General features: G+C 35.8%; 24 protein-coding genes, 1 tRNA gene and 1 other annotated feature. Of the genes, 3 read left to right on the top strand and 22 right to left on the bottom strand.

All coding sequences use genetic code 11. The annotated features are described in order from the left end of the window. Positions 1-16: 16 nt before the first annotated feature. Complete coding sequence (gene rpoZ, locus FC57_RS06095; RefSeq protein WP_007125358.1) at positions 17-241, bottom strand: DNA-directed RNA polymerase subunit omega; 225 nt, start codon at positions 239-241, stop codon at positions 17-19. Between the two features lie 2 nt (positions 242-243). Beyond that, positions 244-858: a guanylate kinase gene (gmk, locus tag FC57_RS06100; protein WP_007125357.1), complete on the bottom strand. Its 615-nt coding sequence runs from the start codon at positions 856-858 to the stop codon at positions 244-246. 138 nt (positions 859-996) lie between these two features. Here gmk and FC57_RS06105 point away from each other — a divergent pair, with 138 nt between their 5' ends. After that, a complete protein-coding gene (locus tag FC57_RS06105) occupies positions 997-1,281 on the top strand; it encodes a hypothetical protein (RefSeq protein WP_040529366.1) in 285 nt (94 codons plus the stop codon). A gap of 28 nt (positions 1,282-1,309) precedes the next feature. On the opposite strand, the gene FC57_RS06110 is transcribed toward FC57_RS06105, so the two are convergent. The 14 genes from FC57_RS06110 to FC57_RS06175 all read right to left on the bottom strand — a co-directional run bounded on the left by FC57_RS06110 (position 1,310) and on the right by FC57_RS06175 (position 12,493). Further along, positions 1,310-1,750 carry an ASCH domain-containing protein gene (locus FC57_RS06110; protein WP_007125355.1) on the bottom strand — a complete coding sequence of 147 codons (441 nt, stop codon included), beginning with the start codon at positions 1,748-1,750 and terminating at the stop codon, positions 1,310-1,312. Further along, positions 1,743-3,425: a DNA repair protein RecN gene (gene recN, locus FC57_RS06115; protein ID WP_007125354.1), complete on the bottom strand. Its 1,683-nt coding sequence runs from the start codon at positions 3,423-3,425 to the stop codon at positions 1,743-1,745. Before recN ends, FC57_RS06110 begins: the two co-directional genes overlap by 8 nt. Positions 3,426-3,435: 10 nt before the next feature. Further along, on the bottom strand, positions 3,436-4,248 hold the full coding sequence (locus FC57_RS06120; RefSeq protein WP_007125353.1) for a TlyA family RNA methyltransferase: 813 nt from the start codon (positions 4,246-4,248) through the stop codon (positions 3,436-3,438). Further along, positions 4,249-5,118: a polyprenyl synthetase family protein gene (locus tag FC57_RS06125; RefSeq protein WP_007125352.1), complete on the bottom strand. Its 870-nt coding sequence runs from the start codon at positions 5,116-5,118 to the stop codon at positions 4,249-4,251. Position 5,119: 1 nt separating this feature from the next. Then, positions 5,120-5,362 carry an exodeoxyribonuclease VII small subunit gene (locus tag FC57_RS06130; protein ID WP_007125351.1) on the bottom strand — a complete coding sequence of 81 codons (243 nt, stop codon included), beginning with the start codon at positions 5,360-5,362 and terminating at the stop codon, positions 5,120-5,122. After that, entirely contained in the window at positions 5,362-6,714 is a 1,353-nt protein-coding gene (xseA, locus tag FC57_RS06135; protein WP_007125350.1) for an exodeoxyribonuclease VII large subunit, read from the bottom strand. The genes FC57_RS06130 and xseA overlap by 1 nt, the downstream gene beginning before the upstream one ends. Continuing rightward, positions 6,701-7,552 carry a bifunctional methylenetetrahydrofolate dehydrogenase/methenyltetrahydrofolate cyclohydrolase gene (locus FC57_RS06140; RefSeq protein WP_007125349.1) on the bottom strand — a complete coding sequence of 284 codons (852 nt, stop codon included), beginning with the start codon at positions 7,550-7,552 and terminating at the stop codon, positions 6,701-6,703. The genes xseA and FC57_RS06140 overlap by 14 nt, the downstream gene beginning before the upstream one ends. A 59-nt stretch (positions 7,553-7,611) precedes the next feature. Next, positions 7,612-8,004 (bottom strand): transcription antitermination factor NusB, encoded by a 393-nt coding sequence (gene nusB / locus FC57_RS06145; RefSeq protein ID WP_007125348.1) that lies wholly within the window; start codon positions 8,002-8,004, stop codon positions 7,612-7,614. Next, entirely contained in the window at positions 8,004-8,438 is a 435-nt protein-coding gene (locus tag FC57_RS06150; protein ID WP_007125347.1) for an Asp23/Gls24 family envelope stress response protein, read from the bottom strand. Before FC57_RS06150 ends, nusB begins: the two co-directional genes overlap by 1 nt. Positions 8,439-8,455: 17 nt before the next feature. Further along, the gene (gene efp / locus FC57_RS06155) at positions 8,456-9,025 is read right to left on the bottom strand and encodes an elongation factor P (RefSeq protein WP_007125346.1); all 570 of its coding nucleotides are present in this window, start codon (positions 9,023-9,025) and stop codon (positions 8,456-8,458) included. Between the two features lie 80 nt (positions 9,026-9,105). After that, the gene (locus FC57_RS06160; protein WP_007125345.1) at positions 9,106-10,215 is read right to left on the bottom strand and encodes a M24 family metallopeptidase; all 1,110 of its coding nucleotides are present in this window, start codon (positions 10,213-10,215) and stop codon (positions 9,106-9,108) included. Positions 10,216-10,341: 126 nt separating this feature from the next. Next, entirely contained in the window at positions 10,342-10,632 is a 291-nt protein-coding gene (rpmA, locus tag FC57_RS06165) for a 50S ribosomal protein L27 (RefSeq protein WP_007125344.1), read from the bottom strand. A gap of 18 nt (positions 10,633-10,650) precedes the next feature. Next, positions 10,651-10,962: a 50S ribosomal protein L21 gene (gene rplU / locus FC57_RS06170; RefSeq protein WP_007125343.1), complete on the bottom strand. Its 312-nt coding sequence runs from the start codon at positions 10,960-10,962 to the stop codon at positions 10,651-10,653. A gap of 14 nt (positions 10,963-10,976) precedes the next feature. Continuing rightward, positions 10,977-11,057 (bottom strand) — a sequence feature (ribosomal protein L21 leader region). Between the two features lie 68 nt (positions 11,058-11,125). Beyond that, positions 11,126-12,493 carry a DUF2325 domain-containing protein gene (locus FC57_RS06175; RefSeq protein ID WP_007125342.1) on the bottom strand — a complete coding sequence of 456 codons (1,368 nt, stop codon included), beginning with the start codon at positions 12,491-12,493 and terminating at the stop codon, positions 11,126-11,128. Between the two features lie 152 nt (positions 12,494-12,645). Between FC57_RS06175 and FC57_RS06180 the strand changes: the two genes are divergently transcribed. Next, positions 12,646-13,671, top strand: coding sequence for a branched-chain amino acid aminotransferase (locus tag FC57_RS06180; RefSeq protein WP_007125341.1), 1,026 nt, complete (start codon positions 12,646-12,648; stop codon positions 13,669-13,671). 58 nt (positions 13,672-13,729) lie between these two features. Here the strand turns inward: FC57_RS06180 and FC57_RS06185 are convergent, their stop codons facing one another. The 6 genes from FC57_RS06185 to FC57_RS06210 all read right to left on the bottom strand — a co-directional run bounded on the left by FC57_RS06185 (position 13,730) and on the right by FC57_RS06210 (position 19,430). Then, complete coding sequence (locus tag FC57_RS06185; protein ID WP_003547962.1) at positions 13,730-13,909, bottom strand: 2-hydroxymuconate tautomerase; 180 nt, start codon at positions 13,907-13,909, stop codon at positions 13,730-13,732. A gap of 38 nt (positions 13,910-13,947) precedes the next feature. After that, positions 13,948-15,756: a DUF2207 domain-containing protein gene (locus FC57_RS06190; protein WP_007125340.1), complete on the bottom strand. Its 1,809-nt coding sequence runs from the start codon at positions 15,754-15,756 to the stop codon at positions 13,948-13,950. Next, positions 15,753-16,667: an alpha/beta hydrolase gene (locus FC57_RS06195; protein WP_236253616.1), complete on the bottom strand. Its 915-nt coding sequence runs from the start codon at positions 16,665-16,667 to the stop codon at positions 15,753-15,755. The genes FC57_RS06190 and FC57_RS06195 overlap by 4 nt, the downstream gene beginning before the upstream one ends. A gap of 108 nt (positions 16,668-16,775) precedes the next feature. Beyond that, entirely contained in the window at positions 16,776-18,008 is a 1,233-nt protein-coding gene (locus FC57_RS06200) for a GH25 family lysozyme (RefSeq protein WP_040529364.1), read from the bottom strand. Positions 18,009-18,166: 158 nt separating this feature from the next. Further along, a complete protein-coding gene (locus tag FC57_RS06205; protein WP_007125337.1) occupies positions 18,167-18,529 on the bottom strand; it encodes an arsenate reductase family protein in 363 nt (120 codons plus the stop codon). A 1-nt stretch (position 18,530) separates the two neighbouring features. After that, positions 18,531-19,430, bottom strand: coding sequence for an alpha/beta hydrolase (locus FC57_RS06210; RefSeq protein WP_007125336.1), 900 nt, complete (start codon positions 19,428-19,430; stop codon positions 18,531-18,533). Between the two features lie 157 nt (positions 19,431-19,587). Between FC57_RS06210 and FC57_RS06215 the strand changes: the two genes are divergently transcribed. After that, a tRNA-Arg gene (locus FC57_RS06215) sits at positions 19,588-19,661 on the top strand. The last annotated feature ends 86 nt before the right edge of the window (positions 19,662-19,747 follow it).

The raw sequence follows: 19,747 nt of genomic DNA on the forward strand, positions 1-19,747 counted from the left end.
GATGAAGGTCAATCAATTAATCTTCGAGGTTAACCTCGGCATGAGCTGGGTCAACTGTTACTTTACCAGCAGCAATTTCTTCAAGTGCCTTGCCAACAGCCTTATCACATTTGAACTTTTCCAAAGTTGGTGGATCACCTGCTTCAAGTTCATGTGCTCTCTTAGCAGCAAGAACAGATAATGAATAACGTGAATCAACACGTGATAACAATTTATCAATTGATGGATAAGTGATTCTCATAATTAGTCCTCCTTGACCATCTTGCGATAGTCATCAATTACACGTTTAACGCTGACATGTTCTGCATCAACAATTGCCTTAATATGGTCGACTGCATTAGCTACTGTATCATTTACTACTGCATAATCATAGTCTTCCATTTCCAAGATTTCATTTCGAGCTTGTTTAATTCTACCACGAATAACATCTTCTGATTCAGTACCGCGGTGTTCAAGTCGTAAATGTAAGGTATGTAAATCTGGTGGGGTCAAAAAGATAAATACGCCATCAGGCATTTTCTCTCGCACTTTTTGTGCACCATTGACATCAATTTCGAGCAGAACATCTTTGCCTTCATGAAGCATCTTCTTTACCGGACCAAGGGGTGTTCCGTAATGATGTCCGACATATTCATTATATTCTAACAACTCACCGTTTTTAATAGCTTCTTGAAAACGTTCTTCACTAACGAAGAAATAGTCTTTGCCATCAACCTCACCTGGACGAGGTTTACGGGTTGTCATTGAGACCGAATATTCAAATGGAAAGACTTTGTTTTCAACTATAGCACTTTTAACAGTCCCTTTTCCAACTCCTGAGGGACCGGAAAGTACAAGTAATAAACCTTTATCTGCCATGCTGAACTCCTCTTAGTAACTATTAATATATCTAGTTTGCACTAAATTGCTTAGTTTTTCAAGTTTTCAATTTTTATTTATTTTGTATATACCAAACGCTTGTTTTATGGAACAATGGTTCACAAAAGGATGATTAATATGACTAATTTTTTAGAAAAACAATTCAAAAAGGCATACCGCTATCTATTCGAATATAATACTGACAAGCTTAGTATCTATAGTCAATTCTCCGGTAAGATTTTAGCTTACTTAACCTACGCAATTCTACATAAGAACTACATAATGATTACCTATCGCGACGGTACAAGTGAAATCGGCAAAATTTCTAAACGTTTGTCTGCAGGACGTTTTGTTCTATCAGATATTGATCAAAAAATATTACGAATTGTCGATATAGACGACATTTTTAGAATTGACCTATAAAAAAAGAAGGCAATTGCCTTCTTTTTTCTTATTCAACTTTAATAAAAGTTTCGCACACTACTTCTGTATTTTCCGTAAATTCTTTTCCAAGTTCCTCACGACATTCCCAAGTAAAAAACTTTTCATGTATATCACGCCAAGTTTCATAAGAACGATCGCCTTCTCCTTCTAAATAGGCATGTTCCGGTGAGACTTTTTTAAAAGGCATGATTTCTACTGTTTTAGTTCTAATTACACAAACTGGTTCATTTTTGCCATTTAAAACAATCGAATAAGCTCCTACTGTCGGAAGATCTTCTTGAGAAGTATAAATACTAGTCGTGGCCGTTTTAATTCCACGATTGATCAGATCACTCAGAACATCTGCATCATGACTATTAGCTCCATAAGCATCCGCACTTTCTAATGCAGCGGGGCTAAGTTGATGTTTCTGACAAAAATCATTCCAAAATTTATTAATACTATTCATCTTTTATACTTTTAATTAAATCCGCAGCATTCTGTTTAGCTGCATCTGTTACATCTTGTCCGGCCATCATTTGAGCAATAGCAGTAATGGTTTCTTCTTTACTTAAAGGTCCAATTTGAGTAAAGGTTGACCCATCTTTAACTTGTTTAGCTACTAGATAACGTTGATCACCTGCTGCAGCAACCTGTGGGGAGTGAGTAATAGCAATAACTTGCTTATTATGACCAATAGAATGCATTTTCTTACCAATAGCAGCAGAAACACGTCCAGAGACACCAGTATCAATTTCGTCAAAGATCATGGTACCTACTGGTTCAACTCGGCTAAATATTGATTTTAAAGCCAAAATAAGTCTAGATTGTTCACCGCCAGAAACTATTTTTACCAATGGCATCAGGTCCTCACCAGGGTTAGGTGCAATCAAGAACACAATTGAATCGGTACCCTTATCAGTAAAAGTCTTAGTTTCCTCAAAGTTGATTGAAAATCGAGCTTTTTCCATGTAAAGATCAGCTAACTCTTGTTTAATTTGTTCTTCCAAAGTATGAGCTACTTTTTCACGAATTAAGTGGAGTTTACGCGCTTTTTTAGTTAATCTCTCTTCAACTTCAGCTACTTCCGCTTGTATTTTCTCTTCATCTAAACCACCAGTTTCAAACTGACCAAGTTCTTTTTGTACCTTGGCGTAGAAGTTAAAAACATCTTTTAAGGTCGGACCATACTTTTTCTTCAAAGAATTAAGCGTATCTAGGCGATTAGTAACGTACTGAAAACGTTCTTCATCAAAATCCATTTGATCCATTAAATTTGATAATTCGCTTCGTGCATCATTTAAAGCATAGACACCATCGTCTACCGTTTTAGCAAAATCTTTAAACTTTGAGCCAAATTCAGTCAGATCAGTTGCCGCATTCTGAGCATCCCCCAATAAAGTTGCAATTCCATGCTCGTCATCGTCGTACAATTGCACGAAATAATTGGCAGTATCAGCAATCTTTTGATAATTATTCAACTCATTATATTCTTCTTCTAACTTATCATCTTCTTGAGGATCTTCTAAATCCGCAGACTCTAATTCATTGTTCTGAAATTGAAGAATATCCTGTTTTTGTGCTAACTCCTGAGCATCCTGACGAAGATGACGCAATTTTTTAGTTAAATTCTGCCACTTGACGAAATCTGCCTGATAATCTTTCAAATCATCTTTAAAACTTGCTGGTGCATAATTATCGACTAGATCTATTTGGCGATCTTGATCCATTAAAATTTGTTGATCGTGCTGTCCATGAATATCTACTAAATAATGGCCAATTTCTCTTAAAACATTAATTGTTGTTAATTGCCCATTGATTCGAACTACATTTCTGCCTTTTACAGCTAATTCACGACTAATTACTAATTGATCATCATCATGTGGTAAACCGTATTTATCACATAATTCAGCAATCTTATCTTTTTGGTCATCTAATTCAAATAATCCTGTAATTACAGCTTTCTTTTCACCTGAACGGATCATCTCTTTTTGACCACGACCACCCATCAATAAAGAAACTGCATCAATAATAATTGACTTACCAGCACCAGTTTCACCGATAATGACCGTCATTTTTTCTTGAAAGCGAACCTTTAAGCTTTTAATAATTGCAAAGTTTTTAATATCCAGTTCGACTAACATACTTTCACTCCTAAAGACCGTTTACGGCACGTTCAACTACTTCTTCAGGTGTTCCATGCCAAAGATTTTGACCACCATTGGTCTCATCTTTTTGCAAATGAATTAAAAATTCAATATTTCCTTTACCACCCTTAATTGGTGAATAGTCTACGCCTAAAACATTAAATCCAATATCCAGTGCTTTTTGCATTGTGTGTTGGATAACTTGTTTATGAACTTCATGATCATGTACGATACCATGTTTACCAACATTTTCTGGACCTGCCTCAAACTGCGGCTTAATTAAACAAACAGCATCGCATTTATCCTTTAAGATGTCATACATTGGTGGCATGATTAAATCCAAAGAAATAAAGGATACATCAGTCATGGCAAAATCAGGCAAGCCTTGATTAAAATCTTCAGGCTTAGAATAACGGAAATTTTGCTTTTCCATTACTACTACACGTGGATCATCACGTAACTGCCAAGCAAGTTGGTTATATCCTACATCTAATGCATAAACCATTTTAGCTCCATTTTGTAAAGCTACGTCGGTAAAACCACCTGTAGAAGCACCAATATCCAAGCAAATCTTGTTATTCAAGTCAATTTGAAAAACCTTTAAAGCTTTTTCCAACTTGAAGCCACCACGAGAAACGTATTTTTTACCATCATCCTTGACATAGAACTTCTCTCCCTCAGGAAATTTAGTTCCGCTTTTATCAATTCTTTGGTGATTATGATCAGAAACTAATCCTGCCATAATTGCTCTTTGTGCAGCAGAACGAGAATGAAAAACTCCCTCCTCTGCCAACAAAATATCTGCTCTCTTTTTTGCCATTTATAACACCTTTTGATATAGATCAAAAAAGCCAGATAAAATTTTCCCATTTAAACCATGCAAGTCATCTTTAGCTTGCTTGATTAAATTTTTAAGTTCTTTCCGACTCTTATCAATTCCTAACAAAGTTAATGTATTGTTCTTGCCTTCTTCTTCATCCTTATGAGTTGCTTTACCAGCTTCTTCACTTGTTTCAACTACATCAACTAAATCATCATAAATTTGATAAGAACGCCCAAAAGCCTTAGCAAAATCTACTAATTTTACTTGTTCAATATCAGTAGCTCTAGCATACACTGCTGCCATTTCTACACTAGCCTGAATTAAACAGCCAGTTTTCAACCATTCCATCTTATTAATAAATTTTGCATCTCCAGCCACACTAGCATTATTAGTAGAATCAATATCTAAATATTGACCCCCAACCATGCCATTAGGGCCGACAGCTTTGGTAATCATTGCTGCTAATTTAGCAGAATTGCTACCTTCAGCAATCCATTGAATACCCATTGGCAAAAGTGCATCCCCAGCTAGAATCGCTTCAGCTTCGCCCCATTTTTTATGACTAGTTAATTTACCACGACGATAATCATCATTGTCCATTGCTGGTAAATCATCATGGATTAACGAATAAGTATGAATCAATTCAATTCCACAGGCAATTCGAATTTCAGGCTCTTCAATTTTTTTACCTAAAACATTCAATGTTGCTAAGAAAAGCAAAGGACGCAATCGTTTACCACCTGCCATGACAGAATAAGCCATAATTTGACTAATTTTCGGATCTTCAACCTCATCTGCCAAATGCTTTGCTAAATAATCATCAATTACTGGTGTCCAATCATTTTTAAAATAAGTAAATTCTGTCATTTTATTCCTCTGGAGCTGATGCATTATTAGGGTCTAATTTATGTTCCGTACCATCACTATCGATCAACTTAGCCACAGTTTCCTCTGCACTAGTTAACTTTTTATCTAAATCACGACTAATTTTTACTCCTTCTTGGAATTGCTTCAAAGCATCTTCCAATGGAACGTTACCATTTTCTAAATTGGTAACAATTTGTTCTAAATTATTTAATTGTTCTTCAAAATTATTCTTTTTAGTTGGCATTATTTATCTTCCTTCGTCTTTGTAACTATTGCTACTGCTTGACCATCCTTAAAATGCAAATTTAACTGATCCTTTGTCTTAACTTGTTTAATAGAACTAATTGTACGCCCTTGCTCATCGGTAGTATAAACAAAGCCACGTTCAAGCGTCTTTAGTGGACTATAATCATCTAACTGCTGGACGACTTTAGCAAAGCCGCTGCGTTTATCTTTTAGATAGTGTTGCATATTATCCACTAAACGTTTAATCAAAAACTGTTCTTGTTGCTTCACTTGGTGAACTTGCTTATCTGGATTCACACTAAGTAGTCTTTGTTTCAATAACTGATAGCTTTGATTTGAGCGATTTAGTTGATTTTTCATGCTATTATCTAAGCGTTGTTTTAAACGATCAACTGTTTCAATTTGTTGATCATACAACCTTGTGGGTTCACGCATAATAACCGAGTTTTTAATTCGATTCAAGCGATCACGCCTTTCACGAATTATAGCTTGCATACTAGAAAATAACCGACTACGTAATTGCTGAATCCCCGCTAATTCATCTACTAGATTTGGAGTTGCATATTCAGCAGCTGCAGTAGGTGTTGCAGCTCGTGCATCAGCAACTAAATCACATAAAGTGGTATCAGTTTCATGTCCAACTGAGGAAATAACCGGCATTGTCATTGCATAAACTTGTCGAACCACTTTTTCTTCATTAAAGGGCCACAAGTCTTCAAGTGAGCCACCGCCTCGACCGATAATCATAACATCATATTTGTCACCTTGAGCCGCAATTTGTTGCATAGCACTAACTAATGAATCAGCAGCTGTATCTCCTTGAACCTGAGCAGGAAATAAATCAATTTCAGCATGAGGGAAACGTCGATTAGCGGTTACCATAATATCGTGAATAACCGCACCTGAGGCACTAGTAACCACTGCAATTCGATCAGGAAAACGTGGTAGTTTTTTCTTATGTTCAGGATTGGTGAATAAACCTTCTTTAGCTAATTTAGCCTGCAACTGCTTAAGTTGCTCATATAAAGCGCCTAACCCTGCTGGTTCCATACTTTCTGCATAGAATTGGTATGAACCTTGTGGGCCATAAACACTTACATAACCAACAACATAGACTTTCATTCCTTCTTCAGGCTTGAACTTTACTTTATCAAAATATGAACGAAACATAACCACATTTATTTTAGATTTCTCATCCTTCAGTGAAAAATATTGATGAGAGTTTCGCCGATAACGAAAGTTAGATAATTCACCCTGCAAAAAAACCTTGTGTAGATACGGGTCATTTTTAAATTTTTGAGTAATATAATAGTTTAAATCTGTAACCGTTAAGTATTTATCTTCGGTCATTTTGTCTCCTAGTCAATTTAACTACTGCTTCCATCAAGAATTGTACAGTAAGAGGGCCAACGCCGCCAGGTACAGGTGTAATGTAGCTAGCTTTTTCTTTAACATTTTCAAAGTCAACGTCTCCTACTAACTTACCATTCACATGATTTATACCTACGTCAACTACAATTGCTCCATCCTTAATCATATCAGCAGTGACCAAGAAAGCTTGTCCCGTAGCTGAAACGACTATATCAGCATGTTTTGTTAGGTCTTCCAAATTTTGAGTTTTAGAATGAGCAATCGTTACAGTAGCATCTTGTTCTAACATCAAAGCGGCAAGGGGCTTGCCAACAATATTGCTACGTCCAATAATTACTACATTTTTACCGGCTAAAGAGATGTGATAGTGCTTCAATAATTCAATTATTCCCTCAGCTGTTGCTGGTTCAACAAAATGATTATCCATCCACAAACGGCCTGTATTAGCTGGAGTCAAACCATCAACATCTTTATCAGGATTGATTCTTGCAAGCAATTCATCTGCATCAATTTGATCTGGTGCCGGTAATTGAACCATTACACCATTAATTTTAGGATCAGAATTTAACTTATCAATTAGTTTCAGTGCTTCTTCTTGACTAGTATCCGCACTTAATTGATAAACATCTTGCACAATTCCTATTTTTTCTGCACGCCGTTTCTTCATACGTACATAAATTTTACTAGCAGGATCGTCTCCAATATTAATTACGCAAAAATGGGGTACTATTCCTTCACTTTTTAGTTTCTTAACCTTTTCTTTAAGATTTTGCGCTAACAGATTTGCAACTGCTTTTCCATCAAGAATCTTTCCCAATTAATTTCTCCTTACTGTTAAAAAAATAGCCGGCAAAAAAATGCCGGCTATTATCGTTATTAAACAAAGTTTGCTAACATGCCATTAATAAATGGTTTTTCTTTTGGCTCAGCAAATTCGTCACATAAATTTAAAGCTTCATTAACTGCGGCTTTAGGATCAATTTCATCACTCTCTTTAATTTCAAAAAGAGCAACTTCCATGATAGCAACCACAATTTGACTTACACGTTCAAGACGCCAGCCCTTTTTTAAATGATTAGTTAATTCAGACTGTAAATCTTCACGATTTTTAAGTACGCCTTCGATTAGTTTCTTCGAATAGGCAGAAAGCTGTTTTAAATTAAGCGTTGCGACGACTTTTGCTTCAACCTCTTCAGCATTTAAATCTGGCTCTTGATTAGCCAAATATACTGCTTGCATAGCAACTTTGCGACTTTCGTGTTGGTTCATTATTTCTCTACTTCATCCTCCGGAAACAGCTCTGAGGTAGTCTCCTCAGTGTCTTTTTCATCTTCTGGGAAAGCTAGACCTACAACATGAACATTAATTGCTTTAAGTTCAAGGTCAGTCATTTGCAACAATTGTGCTTTTAGCTTTTTTTGCAATTCCATACCGACCTTAGGAACGTTCACACCACTTTCAAGGTATACGTAAACGTCAGCAATTAATTTATTATCTTCATCGACTTTTACATTAACACCTTTACCATGATCCTCACGACCAAGAACCCAATTAAGTCCAGATTTAAGACTACCACGCATTCCAGCGACGCCATCTACTTTTTCGGCGGCAATACCCAAAATAACTTCAAGCACACTTGGATCAATCTTAATTTGTTCGCTGTTTTCTTCGCCACTTAAGAGAATTTTTGAACTATCTGCCATTTTGTTACCTCAAAGAACTACTTATTTGCACGAGATACGTATGTACCATCAGTAGTGTTAATAGTTAAAACGTCACCTTCATTAATAAAGAATGGTACGTTAACTACCAAACCAGTTTCCATAGTTGCTGGCTTACCACCACCTGATGAAGTATCACCTTTAATATTAGGTTCGGTCTTAGCAACCTTCAAATCAACTGTGTTAGGCAGTTGAATACCTAAAGTTTCACCATCGTGCATAATTACATTAACAACCATGTTTTCAAGTAAGTACTTGGATTCGTCACCAATTTGTTCATTAGGAATAGCTAATTGGTCATAAGTAGAAGTATCCATAAATACGTAACTTGAACCATCGTTGTATAAATATTGCATTGACTTAGTTTGAATATCTGCAGTTTCAACCTTAGCAGTTGAACGGAAAGTATATTCCTGTACAGCACCAGTTCTCAAGCTCTTTAACTTTGAACGTACAAAAGCACTACCTTTACCTGGTTTTACGTGTTGGAATTCAACAATGCGCCATAAATCGTTATTGTATTGAATAGTTAAGCCATTCTTGAATTCGTTAACTGAAATCATTGTCATATTAAGTCCCTCATTTCTACATTAATATCTTACCAATCTTAAACCGTTTTGGCTATAACTTCGACCCATTAAAATCTAAACTAAAGAGAAATCAACTCATCTTTAGGTAAAGTCGATAAAGTTTCAGGCGTTTGATTATGAACTAAAATATCATCTTCAATTCTAACGCCACCTTTATCTGGTAGATAAATTCCTGGTTCAACAGTGTGTACCATATTATTAACAAGTTTAGTTGTTCTAAATGGTAAAGCTGGTTGACACAGTTCATGAATTTCTAAACCTATGCCGTGACCAATACCATGCCCAAAAAATTGACCATAGCCTTGTTCGGTGATGTAATCCCGAGCTGCTTTATCAACGTCATGACCAGTATTTCCTACCACCGCAGCTGCAATTCCACGACGTTGTGCTTCATGCACAATATCATAAATTTTATGCATCTCAGCATCAACTGTACCTAAGGACACTGTTCTAGTAATATCTGCAGCGTAACCATGATAAAAGCTACCAAAATCGATAACTATCATGTCGCCTTCTTCAATTTCCTTATCGCTAGCTACTCCATGAGCCCAAGCAGAACGTACCCCTGAAGCAACAATTGTATCAAAGTCTGGACCATCTCCGCCATTGACTTTGAATAAATAATCTAGCTTAGCACCAATAGCTCGCTCTTTCACACCTGGCTTAATCATAGGCAAAATAGCTTTGAAACTCTCCATTGAAATATCAATTGCTTTACGTAAAGCGGCAATTTCTAATTCATCTTTAACGTTTCTTACACGTTCAACAAGTTCCTCAACTATTTCAAAATCAGCATCAGGATTTAAATCCTTTAGCTTAACGTATTCACTGGCAGAAACGAATTCACCTTCAACTAAGACTCTTTTAACATTCATTTTTTTAAGGGCTTTAGTTAGTTCTTCATAGTCACTTGAATGTTTCATTACAACATCCATTTCACCTGGAGCCTGTGCTTTAATCTGACCAGCAAAGCGAGAATCTGATAAAAGTGTCCGATCACCATTAGCACTCAAGATCAATTGAGCTTCTTCACCGGTAAAATTGGTTAGATAACGATAATTGGCTTGATTAAAAATAATCATTGCATCAGCATTATGTTTTTTAATCAAAGCTGCAACTTGATCAATTCTTCGATTGATCAACGTTAATAATTCTTGCTTTTCTTCCATATCAGAGACCTTCTTTGCATACAATTTCTATTAATTATACTAAATTTAGGCCCCTAATAGCTAGAAAAGGCCATGAAAAAAGGCGGGTGGCTCAAGCTACTCGCCTCATTCTTTTGTCTATCTGAATTACTTAGCTTCTTCAGCTGGGTATACAGAAACTTGCTTCTTGTACTTGCCAAGACGTTCAAACTTAACAACGCCATTTACAAGTGCAAATAAAGTATCGTCTCCACCTTGACCTACGTTCTTGCCTGGGTGAATCTTAGTACCACGTTGACGGTAAATAATAGTACCTGCGTGGATAGTTTGACCGTCACCAGCCTTAGCGCCTAAACGACGACCAGCTGAGTTACGACCGTTGGCAGTAGAACCGCCACCCTTGTGGTGGGCAAATAATTTCATACCTAAAATATTCATAATCATTTCACCTCTGAATTAAGCTTCAATCTTTTCAACTGTAACCTTAGTGTAAGGTTGACGGTGACCATACTTGCTGTGTGAGTGCTTCTTAGGCTTGTACTTGAAAGTTACAACTTTCTTTTCCTTACCTTGCTTTTCAACTTTAGCAGTTACCTTAGCACCATCTACTAATGGAGTACCAACCTTAACGTCGTCACCATTAGCAACAAGGATAACTTCCTCAAAAGTTACTTCGCTGCCTTCTTCAGCATCAAGCTTTTCTACAAATACGCTGTCGCCTTCTGCAACTTTGTATTGCTTACCACCGGTCTTAATAATTGCGTACATTTGTACACCTCCGAAAAAATACTTAGACTCGCCGAACTGGGGTGCTCCTTACCCAAGAAGACTTCTAACCTCTAGCCGTGCGGTTGCAGATGTGGAGGTCTCCACAAATACAACTCTTATATAATACAACGGTTTTCAACGGATATCAATAATTTTAAAGTTTTTATTCCTTCGCTTCCTTATATTCTATTGTTTGTGTACCTTCATAAGCAGGCAATCCATTTTCAGCTCGGTATAATGCTCTTTCAAAGGAACGATAGCCTTTAGATGAAGAAACGGCAAATTTAGCGCCATATTTAGATGCAAATTCTTGAATGTTCCAAGTGGCATCATGAGCAGCATAGGCAGTCATTAGGATCACAATATCTAGATCTTTAATCTGTCTTTCCATAATCTTCTTCTTACCTTCAAAAGCATCAATTGGAATAGGGATGCCGTTATAGCGAGTAACAATTCCTTCTAAAATACCTTCATTTTGATTATCACCAATAGCAATTCCTACTCTCTGATAGTGAAGATTCATGTCTAACTTAGTAAGTTCTTCTTGCTCTTTTTTACTCTTATCTTTCTTCTTATAAGATAAATCAGATTGTTTAGGTGGATCAACTTGATAAATCCAACGAATCTGAACAGCTTCGCTTGGATTTTTCTTTATTCTGACATCCCCTGTATACCATGCCAAATCTACAATCGAGCCATCTTCTAAGTGAATATCTTCACCTTGATAGTAACTAGAATCGACTGGAATAGTAATATCTTTTCCACGAATACGTAATTTCTCACCTTTAATGTTACGAGTAATTGCTAGTTGGCCCGTTTTACCTTGGACTACCGCATAACGAAATTCTTCAATTGGATCATAATCACGAGTTCTCAACTTACGATAACCAACAACACGCAAAATTTCAGCTTCATAATGAGGATTGTCTTTATCTTCTAAAGCTTCAACAATGTCACCACTTTTAAGATTTAAAGAATGGATTTGAGATTCTTTAATGCGATAAACAATTTGACCATTATCGTTGATCAAATTACAACCAGAAAGCGTCCGAATAACTGTGTATCTTTTACCTTTTCGATAATCACGCTTAGGCTCTTTCTTGGGTTTCATTGCATCTTCAAAAATCTTTTTATTTACAGCTTCTCTAGTTGTCTTAGATCTTTGAATTGCCTGATCCAATTTTCCTAAAACGTTGCCGTAACGTTTACCTACGCCAGGTACAAATGTAAGTTTATGCAAAGCTGAAAGTGATTTTTTCTTTGCGTTATCATCGCCAGGCGTTTCGATTAATTCAGTTAAGCCCATCAATAATTGTTTAAATTGCTTTAAATCCGCATTTCTTTGTGCAATTGATTGCGTATTGGCCATTTTCTTAGGCTTAGATACTATTTTTTTCGATTTAGACTCTGTCGATTCACCTTCAGCCATTGCAATAATTGCCTTAATGGCATTTAAACTATTGGCTAAACTTCTATCATCTGAATCTGTTTTATTTAAAATTATTTTGATATTGTTTCGATAATCGTACATTTTTTCACCACTTTTTTCATTTTGATCATGCCTATTTATTATATTGCTTACTTTTAATAATTAAAAATAAAATATCAAATCTTTTGCGTTTAAAGCCATGCCTTCATATAATTTAATCAAAAATACTACTTATTCCAAAGGAGGAACAACTTATGACAAAAACTCGTCCTGAAGACTTAGACTGGAATAATCTTGGCTTTAAGTATCATGATCTTCCATATCGCTGGGTCGATGAATTCAAAGATGGTAAGTGGCAAGGTGGTCATTTAACTCAAGATTCTACTATTACCTTTAACGAAGCTGCTGAAGAATTGCACTACGGCCAGGAAATCTTTGAAGGCTTAAAAGCATATCGCAGAAAAGATGGTGGTATTAACCTTTTCAGACCTGACCAAAATGCTAAAAGAATGGCTAACTCAGCTAAGCGACTTTTGATGGAGCCTTACCCTGAAGAAGAATTTCTTAAAGCTGTAAAAGAAGTAGTTCTAGCAAATCAGGAATTTGTGCCTCCATATGGTTCAGGTGGCACGCTTTATCTTCGTCCATTCATGATGGGAACTCAACCAATTGTTGGCGTTTCTCCTTCAGCAACCTATGAATTCAGAATTTACGCTACTCCAGTTGGTGCCTATATCAAAGGCCTCAAACCAATGCCTTACGAAGTCAGCGATTATGACCGTGCTGCTCCATTTGGCACTGGTCAAGCTAAAACCGCTGGTAACTATGCCAGTAGCTTAATGCCATCATTAATTGCCAAGAAGAATGGTTTTGCTGATGCACTTTACCTTGATCCAAAAGAACACAAATACATCGATGAATTCGGTGGTGCCAACTTCTATGGCATTACTAAAGAGGGACAATTCCAAACACCAAAATCAGACTCAATTTTACCTTCAATTACCAAACGATCAATTTTGAAAATTGCTAAAGATCTTGGTCTTAATCCAACTGAAACCCAAATTCCAATTAATGATGTTGATCGCTTTGCTGAAGCTGGTGCAATGGGTACGGCTGCTGTAATTTCTCCGGTAGGTTCCTTGACTTATCAAGGCAAGAAATATGTCTTTGGCAGTGAAACAGAAGCTGGACCTATCACGCAAAAACTTTATGATACATTATTTGGTATTCAAGTTGGCGATCTGGACGACAAATATGGTTGGACCGTTAAATTAAGTTAATTCAAGAGAAACAAAAAGATCTTTGTGAAATTCAAAATTCACAAAGATCTTTTTTAGTTTAAGCTCTCCATTCGCCGCCTTGACCATATGAGTGCTTACCCAATTCATTGATAATTACATGAATATGCTCCTTTGGAGCACCTGTATTCTTATGAACTGCTTCAGTAACATCCTTCATCAAATTAGTAATTTGTTCGTCTGAACGACCCTTAATTAATTCAATATGTACAAATGGCATAGTTCTGCCTCCTTTTTTATAAATTATACAAAATATTTTTAAAATGCTCCACCGCCAGATCCACCACCGAATCCGCCTGATGAACCGCTTGAAAATCCACCTGATCCACCAGATACAGATGATGATGACCCTACAGAAACTCCCGAGGAGAAACTATTATCAAAACTTCTAGCGAAACCATCACTACTTGAGCTATAAAATGGCCCATAAAGTATAAATGGGGTATTCGCTAATTCTTCATCACTAAATTCCACTTTCAGCTCTTTCAAAACCTTTTTCGATAAGCCAAAAGCAACAGCATATGGCATGATATCTTCCCATAAGATCAAGTCACCCACGTCCTTCATCTTAAAGTTACCGATATCATCCAGCATTTTTTTAAATCCTCGTACTTTATCAGTTTCTAAAGCACCCTTTTGAGTATAGATGCTCATTCGTTTATTACCAACAAAGAAAGCAATAAATTCTAAAACGACTAAAATCATTCCACATACAACTGCAACATCTAATATTGGAGGAAAATCATCGGATCTGTATAAAGCGAGCACCAAGGCAACTACACTAACAATAACGCCACTAATCATAAACATACGGCGATGATATTTTCGAGTTTCTAATTTGGCATCAAAAAAGTTAGCATCTTCAACTAGTTTATACTGTCGATCACGCCATTTTTCATACTTTTTGCCTAATTTACGCGAAGTGTAATCACGTAAGTCTTTAGTAGTAAATGATTTTCCATCGCCAACTTTGTTAAACAAAAAGTTTAATAAATCATCTTGTAGAATACTATCATCGACTACCGTAATTCGATAGGCTGTCTTCTTGCGTATTCTAGTACGATAATCTTCAATCTTAATCTTGTGTTTACCAGCTAGCTGCATCAAATACGCAGTAAAAGCTTTTGTATCTGGCTCACTTGCTTCATCCAAAATTTGTGCAGCAACAGGACTGATATCTGGAATTTCATAATTGTGAACCAATTCTTTCCATTTTCTTGGACGACTACCAATCTTTTTGCCAAAGAAGCCTGAAATAATAACCCATATACTACTTATAGCAACAATTATAAGCAAATCAACATTAATAACGTTGCCTTCTTGCCTTCTTTGATTGGCCTCATTAGCCAAAATAGCTTCTTGTTTTTCAACAGCTTTTTTCCTGTTTTTATTAACAAAATTCATATTAGCTGATGTTATTGCAGGCGGAAAAATTGAGTGCACTTCAATTCCTGTATCACCTGATAAATGGTCAACCGTCATAATAATTTTACCCTGATTTGGTAAAACCTGAGTCTGACCATTAAGAGGTCCATGTGCCCATGCTTTGAGCCCTTTAACTTTTCCCGGGAAAAGCACAGTTACTCGTGCATTATTAATATCTGTATCCCAACCATTACCAATAATCTTAAAGTTCAATTCAGCTGTATCTTTATAATTTGTAATAGCATTTAAGATCCGATATGAATATTCCACCCTTACTTTTTGATCTTCATTAATACTGTGAAATACTTTGAAGCGATATGAATTACCGTCCTTAGTTAATTGATAAGTATTATTATCCCCATTTTTAGCAGGTACAATATTTTTACCATCAACTTTAACCTTAATATTCGATAAACTTTGTTTCTTACCCAGATTCTGCGTATAAAATACGCCATGTGCATCACTATCAAAATCGTAGTAAATTTCACGATGCATCATTAAAGAACCGTCTCGATTGACTTCAGCTGTAACATCCATATCATTAATGTCATAATTAACATCGGCATTTGCTCGTTGGGTAAAAATGGCTAAAAAACTAAGCAAACTTAATAGGCTAATTAAGCTTAAGAATTTCTTTTTCATCTCTTATCCTCGTTTTTTCTTAAAAAACTATCAATTAAATTATTAGCACGTGTTCTATATTTACCTTTAAAATCATGCCCTGCATGCCTAATAATGTAAAGCTGTGAATGTTTGAACTTTTTATTTGCTTTTTCAGAATATGTTTCTGGCACAATAATATCGTCAGAACCATGAATAATTAAAACAGGTCCGTCATATTTGGTTGCCGACTTTAACAAGTTATATTTAAACAATTTATCAAAATAAGCTTTTCCAACCGTGAACCCAAATAAGTTAAAGGTCTTTGGTACTTTTTTAATCGATTTAAAAGCAAGCTGCGTATAATCAGTGATTGAAAATGCTGGATACAGTAGAATTAATGATCTAATCTTCTTAGGAAACTTGGAAGCAAGCATTGCAGAAACTGCTCCTCCTTGACTCTCACCCATAAGAGATACTTGATTATGATCAACATCAGGTCGATTTCTTATAGCAGTTAAAACCGTCTCTAAATTTTGTTCTTCAGTAAAGATTGACATATTTAGTTGATTAATACCACTACTTTGGTCATTCTTAGCACCACCAGGATAATCAAAAGCATATGCCAGATAACCTTGACTAGCCAAATTCTTAGCATAACTCACCATATCGCGATAGTTTCCTGCTAAACCATGTGACAGAATAACGACTCTCTTTTTACCAACTAAATTTTGGGGCAAATATAGGCGACCATAAATATTTACGCCATTTTGTTGAATATTCCAGTCTTGTTCAACTACTTGATATTTTTTTGAATTATTATTCTTTTTTTGATGATGAACTTTAGTCGTTTTAACTGAGCCTGTTTTCTTTTGTACATTTTTGTTCATTGTACAGCCTGTCAAAAAAATTGATAGACCTGCTATTAGTATTGTTATAATTCTTTTTTTCAAAATTAATTTCACCTTTAATAAAACACCTAAGCGTTTCTTAGATACTTTTATTATACAAAAAAAGTGCGAGCAGAATCACTCACACTTTTCATATATTAATCTTTAATTTTAAAAGTTGGCTACTTTAACGTATAAGCCTTTACCAATACGGTAATATGACTTGCCATTAATGTGGAATCTTGAGCCATAAGTCTTAACTGGCGTACCCTTTCTCAAAACTCTCCAGTTAGCACGTCTACCTGCATGATTATAAATATAAGCATTATGTCTTATTACACGAGAATTGCCTAACACGTTGCTTGCCATTACGTAACGGTCATCGCCTACTTTAATAGCCGTTTTTCCATTATCAAGTCTAGTGGTAGAGCCATAGTAAGTGATACGAGTGTAGGCTGCATATGAACCGCTTTGACGTTCACCCTTCTTGTTGTAAACATAAGCCTTCTTCATTACAAATGCTGAAGTTGCTGATTCACTTGGAGTTGAACTAGCAGGCTTACTGTCGGTTTTATCCTCTTTCTTTGTAGTAGATGTATTATTAGCATTTGAGGATGGAGCTTGAGAAATAGCACCATTATTTGAAGTAACATTACCATTAATCGATAAAGGAAGAACGGTCACATTACCATCTACATTTAAACCACGCCAATTATCAGTAAATTGCCAAATTGAAACTCCGTTCATTGATGGGAAATAATTAAAGTTAGGATTATCAATTCTACCTGAGATAGCATATGAAGCTACCCATAATGAATTAGGATACTTAGCAACTACGCTGTTAGTATCAATTTGATTTTGCAAAACTGATGAACTTGCATAAAGCAATGGTTGATAACCAGCTGCTTTAATTTGATCCATAAAAGCAATAATTGCGTTAGCAGTAGGCGTCTTACCACCATAAATATTATTGCCCTGTCCAGTTTCATAGTCACAAGCGATGTATGAACCCTTTGGCAAACCAAAAGCTTGAGCCGCCTTGATTGCATATTGTGCTTCAGCAGCTGCTGCACTTGCATTCGAACTAAATGTGGCAAAATGATATGCCATTGGCATCATATTATTTGATAACGCTGTTGAAATTTGGCTTGAAGCCTTAGGGTTACGATAAGAAGTCCCCTCACTTACTTTAACAATTGCAAATTGTGCGCCAGCTCTAGCATGACTTGACAAGTCAGCACTTTGATAACTGGCAACATCAACACCCAGTGCACGAGCAGCTACTGATGTGGTAGATGCATTAACAGTAATTACTGGTCGGTTAATCTGAGTCAATGCAATACCTGCCGTACCTATTACAGTCGCACATGCTAATTTAGCAATAAATTGTTTAGTTTTAGTCAATCTTCTCTTCCTCCACTCATGTGAAAATTTAAAATTCACACTAGTTGTTCTTCTCAAAATATGAAATCAAATTTAGAATAGTATCGTTTTAAAATTTAGTCAATAAAAATAGCTCGATGTAAGATATTTGTTACATTTTTGTATTATACAATGAAATATTATTTTTCCAGCCAAGTTTGTGCAAAAACATCCTCTTTAAAGCCACAGGTCAAATTATTTTTATCAACTACCAGCGGACGTTTAATCAATTTACCATCTTTAGACATCATCTCAGCAGCTTCAGCAATCTTCATTGTAGGAACCTTATCCTTTAATTTTTGTTGACGATAATGTTGACCACTTGTATTAAAGAAATATCTTAATCCACGATCTTGATACTTGGTCATCCAATTGATTAGAGCTTCTTTTTTAGGTGGCTGTTCAACTAAATCTTGAAATTCATACTTTATTCCATGATTATCCAGCCATTTTTGAGCTTTTTTTGAAGTGGAGCAACGTTTATATCCATAAAATTTAATCATACTAATCCTTCCTCATATGTTCTCTGAAGAATTCAATTTCCTCATCATTGGCAATATCAGCTAATTCATCTTTTTGATTAACAAAGAAAACATGTCCACGAGGATTTTTTTCATCACCATAAGACTTGCAAATAGCTGGTACGCCCCTGCCTAATAGAAATCCAAATAACGTAAATTGCATATCATGTAAAAAGTCTTTATTGGCGGTAATCAAGAAAGTTGGTAGGAAATCAGAATTAATGTACTTTTCAACATCTAACTGTTCATGATATTTATTAACAGATCTGGGTGTAAAATATGCACTTTCTAATCCTGCCAAACTATCAGGTGTCAGAACAAAAGAAGCAGCGCAATTTAAACCAACAGCTCTAACTTTTAAATTAAGTGGCTTGTAAGAAAAAAGCTTAGCATAATCAGGATTAGTCAAGATTGTTACATATTGCTCTGCCATTTGACCGCCAGCACTATCACCAATAATAAATACATTATTACGATCCAGTCGGTATTCTTCGGCATGGTCATCAACCCAGTGCATATACCGATCAACATCATCTAATTCATCAGGAAATTCCGCATTCTCTGGAGCTAAACGATAATTAGGATTGATAAAAGCAAAACCGCGTTTAGCCAGACCCATACCATAATATTGATAAACTTCTTTAGTGCCATATACCCAGCCACCGCCATGAATATTAATAATTACAGGAAATGGTTTATCTTCTTTTTTAGGTAAGTAAACATCTAAAGTATTCCACTTTTCATTTGGACCATATTGTAAATCATTAATACGTTCAACTTCTGGAATATCATGTGGAAGTCCGCTATCACGCGCATCATCATTTTGCTTAGCACCTTCGCGAAATTCAGTTACGTACTTTCTAATCTTATCGGTAAGTTCCATAATTTTTCTCTTTTCTAACCATACTTTTCAATATTAATTATAATTGAAAAAGCAATTTTCAACTAAAAAACAATTTTTTTCAAAAATACCCTTGCATTTTAAATCTAAATTCCCTATAATAATTTATGTTCTGTTGAGGACATACAAACATACAGATGGTCTGGTAGCTCAGCTGGATAGAGCAACAGTCTTCTAAACTGTGGGTCGTGGGTTCGAATCTCACCCGGATCACTAGAATAGCAACGCTTAAAAGCGTTGCTTTTTTGTTATCTTAATACATAAAAGCCGTCTCAAATGATACAATCCCACTAAAGTGG

Source organism: Lactobacillus ultunensis DSM 16047 (assembly GCF_001436305.1).
GTDB classification, from domain to species: domain Bacteria; phylum Bacillota; class Bacilli; order Lactobacillales; family Lactobacillaceae; genus Lactobacillus; species Lactobacillus ultunensis.